Consider the following 11,856-nt stretch of genomic DNA (forward strand, 5'->3'; position numbering starts at 1 on the left):
ACGAAATACGACACCGAGAAATCACTCTCAGGACAGGATGATCCGCGTGCCAGACTCCACCGCATCCGTCAGATCACTCGGAGCGCGCCGCGGACGCTCGTACGACAAGGGCCGTGGATTCGTCCATCAAGCACTGTGGGTTGCGTTCTCGTACTTGGTTTTCACCAAGGTGTGGTGCCCCAACAAACTTCGGTGCGCAGTCCTGCGTCTGTTCGGTGCCCAAATCGGTAGTGGAGTCTGGATCAGACAGGACGTCCGCATCCAGTGGCCGTGGAAGCTGAGGATCGACGACAATTCGTGGGTCGGAGTCGGTTGCGACCTGTACAACATCGACGAACTGACGATCGGTTCGGATGTCTGCATTTCTCAGCAGACATTTCTGTGCACCGGTAGTCATGATCGACGTTCACCCAACTTCGACTACGACAACGGCCCCATCACGATCGAGAACGGGGTCTGGGTCGGTGCGCGGGCACTGGTACTCCGCGGTGTGACGATAGGTTCCAATTCCGTTGTGGGTGCGGGCTCTCTGGTCACCTCGGATGTTCCGCCGTCCTCACTGGTTCTCGCCCCGCCGCCTACCGTTCATCCGATTCGACCGCGTTGACATGAGGATTCTGCAGGCGGTAACCCTGTTCAGCCCGGACGGCGCGTACGGCGGACCGGTCCGGGTTGCGCTCAATCAGGCTGCCGCACTGCACGACGCAGGGCACACCGTGACCATCGCAGCAGGTTCGCGGGGCTACGACCCCCTTCCGACGTCGCAGGAAGACGTGCCGTTGGCGCTGTCTTCGGCACGAAACATGATGCCATCGCTCGGTTTTGCCGCGCTCGTGGCACCTGGAACGTTGGCCTGGTTTCGCCGTAATCGCCACGAGTTCGACGTAGTGCATCTACATCTGGCACGAGACATGGTGATGCTCCCACTCGCACTCGCCGTCCGAGCCAGCGGACTGCCGTACGTGGTGCAGTCTCACGGCATGCTCGCACCGCGGTCCAACGCACTCGCGCCCGCACTCGACGCCCTCATGGTGCGCCGATTACTGCGTCGGGCACACACCGTCTTCTGCCTCACTCCACAGGAGCGAGTAGAAATTGCCGAGGTATCGGGCTCCGACGACCGAATCACCATGCTGGACAACGGCGTTCCCCTCTACCCGCCGGCCCTGAAGACCGACGGTCCACCCGAAGTTCTCTACCTGGCCCGATTGCACGCCAGAAAACGTCCTCTCGATTTCGTCGACGTCGCCAAACAGATCCTGGACGCAGGCATCGACGCCACCTTCACGTTGGTCGGCCCCGACGAGGGGGAAGGGGACAGGGTGCGCGCAGCGATGGAGGGCTACCCCGCGATCTCCTGGGAGGGTGCACTACCCGGAGGTGCGGGCCCGGAAAGAATGCGACGCGCGCGCATCTACGTTCTGCCCTCGGTCAACGAGCCGTACCCGATGTCTGTCTTGGAGGCGATGTCCGTCGGCATTCCCGTTGTGCTGACCCGAGACTGCGGTTTGGCAGAACTGGTGTCGAGCACCGGGAGCGGTGTGGTGACCGATCCCGGTCCGCAGGCACTGGGGCATGCGGTGAAAACACTGCTGAACGACCCCGCGTCGGCCACCGCCATGGGCGAACGCGGCCGCGAGACGGCCCGAACCAGGGCTGGGATGGCGTCCGTTGCGAACCGCCTGATCGATGCCTACGCCGGCGCGCGCGCCGAAACGGCCGGTCGCAGTGGCTGAGCATGCCCGTCATTCTGCGGTGCCCGCCCCGGCGAGAGAACCCGTATCTGCCGGTGCGCCATGGCGTTCGCGGCTCGCGACCCTGGGCGTCTGCGTGCTTGCCCTCATCGTGATCGCGGCCGCAGCCACGGTGTTGATCGATCATTACAGTCCCGCTCCGGCACCCTCGTCCTCCGCGACGGACACAGCAACGGAACCGACAACCGACCGAAGCAGCGACACCTCGGCCTTGTTCATCGGCGACAGTTACACCGCCGCGCAGGCCAATCCCAGCGGCACGGGCTATCCGTGCCTGACGGCGACCGCACTGGACTGGAACTGCAACATCGCGGCCCAGCCGGGTACCGGGTACATCAACGGCGGACCCGATCATCGGATCCCCCGAATAATCGGTGCGCTCGAGGTGGATTCGACATCGCTCATCGAACGCCTGCCCCGTCTCCGCACGAAATTCGACGCGGACATCGTGGTGCTCGATGCCGGCCGAAACGATGTGGGTTTCGATGCCGTCGACGTCGGAAATGCGTTCCTCTCCACCTTGGATCAGACCCAGCAGACCTGGCCGAATGCCCGCATCGTCGTGATCGCGCCGTGGTTTCTGGCCAGCCCGGCCATCGTGATCGACCCCGGCACCGGGCCGATCGGCGTCGGCGCATATCTGCTGGGCCTGATGCGCGCTCAACCACGATTCGACCCCGTCACCTTCATCGACCCCGGCGCGCTCGGCTGGTTCCAGAACGAGGACACCTTTCCCCTCCGCGACCTGGACGGTATTCACCCCACCGATCGCGCACATCGCGTAATTGCCGAAAAGCTGATCCCCGCGTTACTCGCCAACGGATTCGGACAACGGCAGTGAACGACACGCTCCGCGAGTACGTCCGCGTCCTTCGCGAGCGGTGGAGACGAGTGGTCGTTACCTGCCTCCTCGTCGTGGGCGCTGCGACGGCGTTCCTTCTTCTGCAACAAACGAACTATCAGGCTTCGTCGACCGTGTTCGTCTCGACACCACGCGACGACACCGATACCTATTACCGCGGAGACACCTACGCCCAGGAGCGCCTGCCGTCGTACGCCGCACTGATCCAGAGCCAACAACTGGCCGGACGGGTGATCGACAAGCTGAACTTGGACACGACGCCGGCCGCGTTGATCGCGAATACCACGGCCGTGCCGGTGCCAGGCACGGTGCTGATCCAACTGATCACCCTCGCCGAGTCGCCGTCCGATGCACAGAGCATCAATCAGGCCTACCTGGATGAATACATCGCCGAAATAGCCTCTCTCGAATCGATACCCGGAGCTCTCACACCACGCGCAGAACTGCTGGTGGTGGAGCCGCCCACCGCCTCGGACCTTCCCGGTGGGTTTCCGCCCACCCTCGTACTCGGTGCAGCGACTGCCGCCGGGTTGATCGTCGGTGCGGCCGTGGCCGTGCTGTCTGCGCTGGCCGACAGTCGTATCCGCCGACCGGAGGATGCGGCCGAGGCAACCGGTCTCCCGCTGCTGGCAGTGTTCCCGGCCTACAGCTCGAAGAGACCGGGGACCGAAGCCGTTCGCATGCTTCGCGATTCGTTGACCGCCGCTCTGCCCGACGAACGACGCCGCGTCGTGCTCTTCACGTCACCCACTGTGTCGACCGGAACCAGCTCCATCGCCAGTCAGCTCGCCGAGTCTCTACGCGACTCCGGGGCAAGCGTGGCGATGCTGGACTTCGACGTCAGGACCCACTCTCGACGTTCGATCGACACGTCCGTGGTCTCGATGACCGACGTGGTACTCGAGATGGAGGCACCGGACGACGCGTTGGCCAATGTCGTCGACGGTGTCACCCGAGTACCGCGCGGCGCACTGCCCAGCAATCCCGCCAGAGTGGTGGATTCTCCCCGGGCACGGCTGCTGATAGAGCGGGCCCGGCACCAGCACGGGTGGGTTCTCGTCGACACCGCCCCCACCGACACGTTCAGCGATGCCCAACGATTGGCGCGCTGGGCCGATGCCACCGTCCTCGTCGCGCGCAGCGGCAGAACCGAATACGAGAAGCTTCGATCCACCGCCGAGCAATTCCGCCAGTTGGGAGGGCTCTGCCCCGGCGTCGTCCTCAACGGAGCTTCGTCGGCGGCCGCCGACCATTTTCGTAGAACCGGCGGACACGCCGCCGCAACGCCTCGTCCCCCCACACCGACAGCACGGAACAGGCACGAAGCAGAAATCGATAATCGAGAAGAGAATCGCTGACCATGGACATCAAGAAGGCATTCGGCACACTCCTCGAACGCTGGTGGGTGGTGGTCCTGACCGTGCTGATCGGCATCGGTGCCGCCATCGCTGCCACCACGGCCACCGCTCCGCAATACACCTCGCGCGCGCAACTGTTCGTATCGACAACCGGTGGCACGAGTTCCACCGAATCTTTTCAAGGAGACCAGTTCTCGCAGCAGCGGGCCTCCTCCTACGCGCAAATTCTGACCAGTGAAATTCTGGGGCAACGTGTTGCCGATGCTCTCGATCTGAACCTGAGCGGTGCTCAGGTCGCGGCAAAGGTAACAGCGGCCGTCGTACCGAAGACCGTGCTACTCGACATCGCCGTGGTGGATTCGTCTGCAGACCGCGCGGCCGACATCGCCAACAGTTTGTCCCAGGAATTCATCTCCTACATCGTCCCGTTGGAAACGCCCACCGGTCAGGAACAACCTCGCGCAAGCATCACCGTCGTCAATCCTGCCGAGGCAGAAACGACTCCGACGTCACCGGTTCTCGCTACCAACCTTCTCTACGGTGTGGCCGGCGGTTTTCTGATCGGCGTGCTCATCGCGATCGCTCTGGCCGCAGCCGACTCGAGGGTGAAGAAGCGTTCGACAGTAGAGGCTCTGACGAACCTTCCGGTGCTGGGCCCAGTTCAGCCGCTCGTACGCACCCCTGAATCCCGCCGTACTCAGCTCACCGGATGGACCACGCGCGACGCCGAGGCGTACCGCAAGATTCGCGTACATCTGCAGTCACTCCCCGATCAGCCCAAGGTCATTCTGATCACCAGCTCGTCGAAGAAGGAGCGAACATCAGGATTCGCTCTCGATCTCGCTGTTGCATTTGCCGAATCGGATCACCGCACGTTGCTGGTGGAAACCGATTCCGCTCGTCCCGCTGTGGCCACCCAACTCGGATCGACGCCTGCTGTCACGCTTGCGGACGCGCTGGGCGGGCAGACGTCCTCCGAAGCGACGGCCGCTGTACCGACAGCCACGCCCAACCAATACCTCGACGTCATACCGGTTGGGGCAAACGACAAATTGTGGCCGCTACTGTCGTCTTATTCGATGCGCTCTCTGATCTACGACCTGCGAGCGTCGTACTCGTACATCGTGATCGACACGCCGCCCATTGCAGGTAACGGCACTGCGGCAGTACTCGCCGGAGTATCCGACGGAGCCCTTCTCGTCGTCGACACCAAGGCAGCCAAGAAAAAGGACGTCTCGGCCGCCGTACGCGAACTCGCCGACGCGGACGCTCGCCCCATCGCCGCGGTGTTGACGAACCCCGCCAAGAAACGCTAGCCCGGGTCGTTCGCCGGCACCGAGCCCAGCAGGGCCAGCGGGTCCGACACAACGAGAGCAAGCGCCTCTTCGATACGGCCGCGGTCGAACACGTTGTCGTGGAACGACACCGAGTACGTGCGTTCGCGACCGACGACGCCGCACATCACCGTCACCGCGTCCGGACCTGCCGGATCGAGCAAACCAGCGAACTGCATCCCCTCGTTCTTCGACCACGGCACGCGCGCCCACGACGGCGGGCGCCCGAGATCGGAGTACATCATGACGACCTTCGGATGGCGGGACACTGTGTCGGGAACCGCTGGAGTCAAGGACTTTCCGAGTCGGAGTTGGGCCGAGACGACACCCATCAATGCCAGTGGCAAGCCGGAAGCGTAGACGGTGTTCAACGTTTTCGCTTGCGGTTCTATGCTTCGCTCGCCGGACACAGCGACGTTGAGGCCGATCGCGAAATTGCCGTTCAACACCGTGTTCTCCGGGAGGTACCGACGGCAATTGACGGCCACCGTCACTCCGGGGACGGACTCGAGACCCACTTCGTCGAACGCGCGTCGCACCAACCACAGAGCGACCGTGGCAGCACCGGCCGACGGTGAGTTCGCCTTACGCCAGGCGGAGACCGCGGCCTCGGTGGTCGCCGACGACTGAGCTATGACAACGGCTGGCGACGGCCGCCACGGAACCACATCGTCGTGTTCGACCGCCGGCGCGGGCCCAGCCTCTGCCGCTGACAACGATTTCAACTCCCGCAGCGCCTTGACCGCCGCGAGCGACTCCTTCAACTTGCCCGGATGCAGTGCGTACCAACGAAACAGCGCTCGTGGTAGAACGTGACGCGATTCCGGGGTGGTCGACCACGCGCTCAGACCTTCGACGGCATTGAGGTGAAGAGCCTCGACCAGGTCGACGAAGAGCTTGCCGTCGCTCAATCCGTGGGCAACGTCGACGAAGAGGTATTCCCCGCAAATCGTCACCTCGAGCGGCAACCGCGGCCCCTCACGGCGGCGCACTTGCATGATTGCCGCCTCCAGTTCGGCCGGCGAACTCGCCGCATCGACTTCTCGAACGGTACGTGGGTCGAGAATCCGGGACGCCTCCCAGCGGACCGTGCCGGCTTTGGGTTGCAGGCCGATTCGGGTGTGCGTTCCCGCGTCCGCGAGGCTGCTCAGGGTGCTTCGCACATCGGCGATGTCGAGGTGGCGAGCCGGGCCTGCCACGCCGATGTAGCGCATCTCGACCATCATGAGGTCGGCACCTGCGACCTTGTGCTTTCGGGAAGAATCACGGGACATACGGCAACTCCGATACTGGATATTCTCCGAAACCAGAATATATCCACTTCAGAATCGCATGTCCGGTTCGGACGAGACAATTCGGACCCCAGCATCCCACTGCGGTTGCGCTACGCCTTACCGAATGAGTGCCTTCACCGCCGCGAGAGCAGGTTTGGCCGTGTAGTTCGATCTCGTGAGACCGAAATTCTCCTCGAGATTCCCGCTGCCGGTGTTGATGTCACGGTGGTCGAAGATGAAGACGGGCCCGGCGTTCGGCAACGTTCTGAGGTAGTTGATCGCATCCACGAGAATTTCCTTCTGGCGGTTCTCCGTCACGCCGTACGGCGGATAATTCGGCGCAGTGGGTGCTCCGAACTCGGTGGTCCACAACTTCTTCGCACCATCACCGTTGATATTCATCAGGTAGGAGATCATTTCGATCTGTTTACGTGGAGTCCACCAGTCCTGACCCACACTGAGCAGGTCAGGCACGCTGTACGGATGGTTGCCGACTCCGTCGAACGACGGCCCTGCCCCGTTGGCGTAGAGCGACTGGACGAACACCGCCGGGCTGATGTTCAACCCGTCGTCGAAGGAGGGAGACAGTCCGCCCGTAATGACGACGGAGTACGGGTCGACCGATTTGATGGAGGTATAGGCGGCCCTGAGCATCTGGGTGTACTTCACCACGTCCGGCCTGGGCGCAAAGCTCGACTGGATGTTGGGCTCGTTCCAAATTTCCCAGTTACGAATCAGTCCGCGGTACCGCTGGGTGACCAGTCGGGTGAATGTGCCGAAGTTGTTCGGGTCGGCAGGTGCCGGGTGTAGGTAGTTGCGGCCTTCCGGGGTCGCTGCCCAGGACGGCGTATAGGTCGGCACGCCCAAGATATTGAGACCCGAGTTGTAGGCACCCAAAATGAGTTTGTCGGTTGCCGCCCAATCGAATACCCCTTGGAGGGGTTCGATCTGCGGCCATTGAATGGGTATCCGAATTGCAGGGAAGCCGGTCTGTTTTATTGCTTTCAGCTGAGTTTGCCGAATGGTGTCGGAGAAATCCAACGTCACCGCAGTGACACCCAAGGTCTGTGCCCCCATCGGACCGGAGGCCGCCGATGCGGGCGCAGGGCCTGCGACAACAACCACGAACGCAATCGACATGGCCGTCACGATCGAGAAGAGGCGATGGCATAGAGACCTTTTCGCCGACAAAGAGGGAAGTACTTTCTGCATAACTCAGCCTTACTCGGTGATGCCAGCGGTAGAAACTTCAACCGGTACGAAGCTTTAGATGTACACCAAAAAAGGAAATAAGCAAAGACCAGCCGAAGAACCCGTTTACCGATCGATACCAATCGTGAGGACGTGTTCTTTTCGCGTTGATCGTCGAGCTCGACGATTGTCGACCTGGGAGCCTCGAGGTCGAGCGGTACCGGACCAGCCGATTGCACGTCTGGTGCAGCAGACAATGCTGTTGTCGATCTCGTAAGCTTCGATCATGAAATCGTGCGCCGTCAGCCGGGCATATGGTAGTAGCGAACCTTCGCGAAGTGTCGTCGAATCCATTTCCGGCGAGGTGGTTTCGTGACGCACTCCGGAATTGTCGAGGCCGACCATCACCAGTTCGTCGTCGGATCACCATCCGCAGAGACCTACGAACCTGCTGCGACCGGCAGCGTCATGGAAGTCGGGCGAAACTTCGTCACCGTCATGACGGGCGTCGCCTACGGTCCGGTGTCGGTGACGGTGGAACTACTCACCACCGCTCCCGGCGGCCCTGGCGCTGAGGTCGAGTGGGAGGTCATCGAAGAAGCCACGATCAAGGTGAGCAAACCGTTCCGGGTCATAACTCTCGATGGCGAGGTTGCGCAGGATTTCCCGGTGTTGTCGATAGTGAAGGGCCTGAACACCTTTCGGGTCAGCGCGCGAGGTCGAGATGTGAGCCCGGACCAGACCGTGACCGCACCCACCGAGTCCTACCTCGTCCAGGTTTGGAAAGTCACCCAGCCTGCTGCTCTGCGGCGACTTCACAAGACCGACACGGTGTGGAACGACGACATCACCGTCCACAAGGTCAGAAGCTGGTGGGACCCCGATCCCGCTGCAGACGCGACCCTGTACATCAAGTACGGCTACGAATACATGACGAACCAAGTCAAACAGGACGCTATCGACTGGGGCGGGCGACCGCCCACCGACAAGCTCTACCGCGCCCACTATTCCAAGCAGTTCGCCTTTCACGACAGAATGCTCGTCGACGCACTGGCACGCGCACGCGCACCGAAACTTCGCACGATCGCTGCGTGGGCTGTGCGCCGGTCTTACACGCTGGCCGGTGTTGCGGATATCGACTGGATTCGGGCCGGACTCGAGGCGTTGGAGAACGAGACCCCGCTCCCGGCACCGTTCGACGACCGGCACAGCACGAAAGTGTGGGACGCCTTCAACGCCGAAAGCCGCATCCAGATGTGGGTCACATCGGACAGCGGCGAGCAGGTCCCGACGGCTGCGGTGGCAGCGGCCGGTGCTTTGACGAAAGCCAGCGGCGTCGAGCCGTTCGCAGCCCTGTTCGACGTCCTGAAAACCCTACTGGTGGTGCAACATCAGGTCGACCATCCGGACCAGGTGCCATTCCAAAGACCGGACTACGACCATGTGGGACTCATCTCCGACGTGCGTCGAGAGTTCTTCCCCAAGCTGGCCCCTGCCGATCGATACGAACGCTGGATCGGCCACACGGTCGACGATGTGCTTCGAGCAGATACAGGGCAATGACGGCGCATCGGTGGACAGGGCCTAGAGCAACCCTCAGTTCAATCACCGTCGAACAAATCGTCGGCCAAATCCGTCCCGACGACGATTTCGCTGAACTCGATGCTGATGTACGGCATGTTTCGTCGTAGGGCGATGCCCGACTCCGCATCGAATGCCACGGCGCTCGGAAAGCCCTGCCACCCCGGCGGTAGCTCGAACTCCCACGCAGCCCTGCCGCCTACCTCGACAGCAGTTCCTTCGGTGTTGTCGGCAATCAGAGTGCTGAACTCGACGTCCCAGTTCTTCTGCACTTCGACCAGGGTGTCGGGGTGTACCTCGAGACCGATCGGCGGAGCACCTTTCTGCAGGGTGCCATCCACTCGGGACCAGTAGTCACCGCGCCGGTTGATGATGTGCCGCACCCCTTCTCGGTCCGCCATCCGATACGACCTGTACGGGCGATACCAGAACAGAATCTCCGCTACCCGATCTCCCCTGGTCTCGACGGCCCGTCCGTACCGGGACAGCCGGGAGGACTTCTGGTATCGATCCACGACGGCACCCCACGAAGATTCGGACTCGAAAGTGCGTGGCGTCTCGACGGGTAGCGCTGGCCCTGTCCGAACCACTGCGACGGCAAAGATCCCGCGGCTCAACACATCAGGGCTGACGTGTGACTGGGTCAGATGATCGGCCAACGCAAACGAGCCTGCTACCGAGGGATATCCGTCGTTCTGCGGCGGCGGACCGTCGATACCGATTCCGCCGATCGTACGCGCGGCCTCGATCACCGACTCCGGTGCACGGTTCTCCTCGACGTCGTAATGATAGGGATCGAAATCGGCGACGACATTTCCGTCGGACCACCATACGAACCGCTCCCCCGAACCGAGGCTACTGTGCGACACGATGTCCCGGCCTGCGAACAACGGCTGCAAATACGATTCCGTCGCACCCACGTACTGTGAATGCTGTTGCACGAGTAGAACCTTGTTGTCACCGAGATCCATGACATCGATGAGCTGAGTATCGAGGCCGTCGAGCTTGCCTGCCGCTTCGAGGTCGAACTCTGCGGTCGACAGATCGGTGATGCCCTCTGCCGTCGCGTGTTCGGTGTCGTCCGCGCCGAAGGCCTGCAATACCTCAGCGGTCGACGTCTCGCAGATGATTGTCGAGACATACCCGTTACCGATCCAGCCTTCGTACAGGTCCGGGATGAACAGGTACTCCTCGTACGAGCGCATACCGCACGGTCTCACAAATTTCGTGTCGGGACCATCGGACACTCGACAAACCGGCGGACCGACATGTCCGGGGTCACCTCTCGGCACGGCTCCGATGCGGCGCCGGCGCACTGGTCGGCGATGATGGGACGGTGCCGACTACCGATCCGTTCCACGCCCTCGTTCTGTTGAACGCAGTGTTCGCCTCGGCCGCATGGTCTCTGGCCAAGCCGTCCTGGTCCGCCGCAATATCGCTGGGGGCTGTCTCGATTCTGTGGCTGTTCTTCAATCACCCCATCGAGGGAAAGGTCCTCTACTCGATCGACTACCAGACAGGGTTGACGGAATCCGACCTCGTATCGGCCGCGGGGCTGCTGCTCGCAGCCGTCACGGTGACTCGATGCCGTCGAGCGCGGCGGTCACGACAGTGACCGGAACTTGGGAACCGGCGCTCGGATATACAAGGCCGTACGCCGCGTATGTCTGGGTGATCGTAAGCTCAGCAATTTTCGCGCTGCGGTAATCTTCCTGTTCTGGGTCGCGGAGAATCGACAGGGCAGGAACATACGTGAGGCAAACGCAGTGCGTGTTTCGGTCGCTGCTGGCGGCCGATACGCCTGCTCAGCGATCGCTGAACGACCCCGTCGCCGCACGAATAGTCGACGAGGCCATCGAGGCTGTCGCGGTGCTCGGTTGGCGTCGCATGACGATGAGCGATGTGGCCAAACGCGGACGAATCGGCCGAGCGACGCTGTACCGCTACTTCGCCTCCAAAGATGAACTACGTGATGCCATCGTTCTGCGTGAAATGAACCGATTCATGCAAGAGTCCACGGCCGCCAGGACGGGCGCGGCTTCCGTGGAAGATGCACTGACCTCGTCTCTTGCGATCACGCTGGAATTCGTCCGCGACAACCGAATGCTGAACAGACTGCGCGAAACCGACCGCGAAATGCTTCTCGAGACTTTGTTCGACGACGATCTGATCGCGACGGGACGCGAATTCTCCGCTCAGCTGTGGAAGACCCAGCTTCACGGCGAGGCTCCAGTGGACGAATCCGTGATGACACATCTCCGTACAGTCAGTGAGATCACTGTCCGGCTGTCGTTGTCCTTGATCGCCAACCCACGAACCACAGCCGACTTCGCTACCCCCGATGCGTCTCGTGCCTACGTTCGGCGGTACATCTTGCCCCTTCTCGGCCCACCTTCCGCTCCTCTCCAGGGTTAGTTCTCCCACTGCCCGAAGTTCTCCACGTCGCCACGGATCTTGTGCCAGTCCTGAGTGGCTGATAGCCTCGGCCATCATTGAGACACT

The 11,856-nt window shown here is 62.1% G+C and carries 11 protein-coding genes; 8 read left to right on the forward strand and 3 right to left on the reverse strand.

Going from position 1 to position 11,856, the window contains the following annotated elements; translation table 11 throughout:
- Positions 1 to 37 precede the first annotated feature (37 nt).
- From O4220_RS06115 to O4220_RS06135, 5 genes are read left to right on the forward strand one after another with little or no spacing between them, the layout of a single operon-like run.
- Positions 38 to 607 carry a DapH/DapD/GlmU-related protein gene (locus tag O4220_RS06115; RefSeq protein WP_420030318.1) on the forward strand — a complete coding sequence of 190 codons (570 nt, stop codon included), beginning with the start codon at positions 38 to 40 and terminating at the stop codon, positions 605 to 607.
- Position 608: 1 nt separating this feature from the next.
- Positions 609 to 1,736 carry a glycosyltransferase gene (locus O4220_RS06120; protein ID WP_269602782.1) on the forward strand — a complete coding sequence of 376 codons (1,128 nt, stop codon included), beginning with the start codon at positions 609 to 611 and terminating at the stop codon, positions 1,734 to 1,736.
- Entirely contained in the window at positions 1,729 to 2,595 is an 867-nt protein-coding gene (locus O4220_RS06125; protein WP_269602783.1) for an SGNH/GDSL hydrolase family protein, read from the forward strand. Before O4220_RS06120 ends, O4220_RS06125 begins: the two co-directional genes overlap by 8 nt.
- The gene (locus tag O4220_RS06130; RefSeq protein WP_269602784.1) at positions 2,592 to 3,974 is read left to right on the forward strand and encodes a polysaccharide biosynthesis tyrosine autokinase; all 1,383 of its coding nucleotides are present in this window, start codon (positions 2,592 to 2,594) and stop codon (positions 3,972 to 3,974) included. The genes O4220_RS06125 and O4220_RS06130 overlap by 4 nt, the downstream gene beginning before the upstream one ends.
- Before the next feature lie 2 nt (positions 3,975 to 3,976).
- Positions 3,977 to 5,290, forward strand: a complete 1,314-nt coding sequence (locus O4220_RS06135) for a polysaccharide biosynthesis tyrosine autokinase (protein WP_269602785.1) — start codon at positions 3,977 to 3,979, stop codon at positions 5,288 to 5,290.
- Here the strand turns inward: O4220_RS06135 and O4220_RS06140 are convergent.
- Together O4220_RS06140 and O4220_RS06145 are read right to left on the reverse strand one after the other, a co-directional pair.
- Positions 5,287 to 6,582: a hypothetical protein gene (locus O4220_RS06140; RefSeq protein ID WP_269602786.1), complete on the reverse strand. Its 1,296-nt coding sequence runs from the start codon at positions 6,580 to 6,582 to the stop codon at positions 5,287 to 5,289. The two genes, O4220_RS06135 and O4220_RS06140, sit on opposite strands and share 4 nt — an antisense overlap.
- Positions 6,583 to 6,699: 117 nt before the next feature.
- The gene (locus O4220_RS06145) at positions 6,700 to 7,722 is read right to left on the reverse strand and encodes a hypothetical protein (RefSeq protein ID WP_269602787.1); all 1,023 of its coding nucleotides are present in this window, start codon (positions 7,720 to 7,722) and stop codon (positions 6,700 to 6,702) included.
- A gap of 423 nt (positions 7,723 to 8,145) precedes the next feature.
- Here O4220_RS06145 and O4220_RS06150 point away from each other — a divergent pair, with 423 nt between their 5' ends.
- Complete coding sequence (locus O4220_RS06150; protein WP_269602788.1) at positions 8,146 to 9,336, forward strand: transposase; 1,191 nt, start codon at positions 8,146 to 8,148, stop codon at positions 9,334 to 9,336.
- A gap of 38 nt (positions 9,337 to 9,374) precedes the next feature.
- Here the strand turns inward: O4220_RS06150 and O4220_RS06155 are convergent, their stop codons facing one another.
- A complete protein-coding gene (locus tag O4220_RS06155) occupies positions 9,375 to 10,559 on the reverse strand; it encodes a DUF6461 domain-containing protein (RefSeq protein WP_269602789.1) in 1,185 nt (394 codons plus the stop codon).
- 131 nt (positions 10,560 to 10,690) lie between these two features.
- On the opposite strand from O4220_RS06155, the gene O4220_RS06160 reads away from it, so the two are divergent.
- Together O4220_RS06160 and O4220_RS06165 are read left to right on the forward strand one after the other, a co-directional pair.
- Complete coding sequence (locus tag O4220_RS06160; protein ID WP_269602790.1) at positions 10,691 to 10,969, forward strand: hypothetical protein; 279 nt, start codon at positions 10,691 to 10,693, stop codon at positions 10,967 to 10,969.
- Between the two features lie 137 nt (positions 10,970 to 11,106).
- The gene (locus O4220_RS06165) at positions 11,107 to 11,769 is read left to right on the forward strand and encodes a TetR/AcrR family transcriptional regulator (protein ID WP_269602791.1); all 663 of its coding nucleotides are present in this window, start codon (positions 11,107 to 11,109) and stop codon (positions 11,767 to 11,769) included.
- Positions 11,770 to 11,856: the final 87 nt, after the last annotated feature.

Origin of the sequence: Rhodococcus ruber, from assembly GCF_027270735.1 — a bacterium.
GTDB lineage: Bacteria > Actinomycetota > Actinomycetes > Mycobacteriales > Mycobacteriaceae > Rhodococcoides > Rhodococcoides rubrum_A.

Excerpts from the sequence above, each read along its gene's own strand:
- O4220_RS06115 (WP_420030318.1), top strand. The coding sequence starts at position 38 with ATGATCCGCGTGCCAGACTCCACCGCATCCGTCAGATCACTCGGAGCG.
- O4220_RS06120 (WP_269602782.1), top strand. The coding sequence starts at position 609 with ATGAGGATTCTGCAGGCGGTAACCCTGTTCAGCCCGGACGGCGCGTAC.
- O4220_RS06135 (WP_269602785.1), top strand. The coding sequence starts at position 3,977 with ATGGACATCAAGAAGGCATTCGGCACACTCCTCGAACGCTGGTGGGTG.
- O4220_RS06140 (WP_269602786.1), bottom strand. The coding sequence starts at position 6,582 with ATGTCCCGTGATTCTTCCCGAAAGCACAAGGTCGCAGGTGCCGACCTC.
- O4220_RS06145 (WP_269602787.1), bottom strand. The coding sequence starts at position 7,722 with ATGTCGATTGCGTTCGTGGTTGTTGTCGCAGGCCCTGCGCCCGCATCG.
- O4220_RS06155 (WP_269602789.1), bottom strand. The coding sequence starts at position 10,559 with ATGCGCTCGTACGAGGAGTACCTGTTCATCCCGGACCTGTACGAAGGC.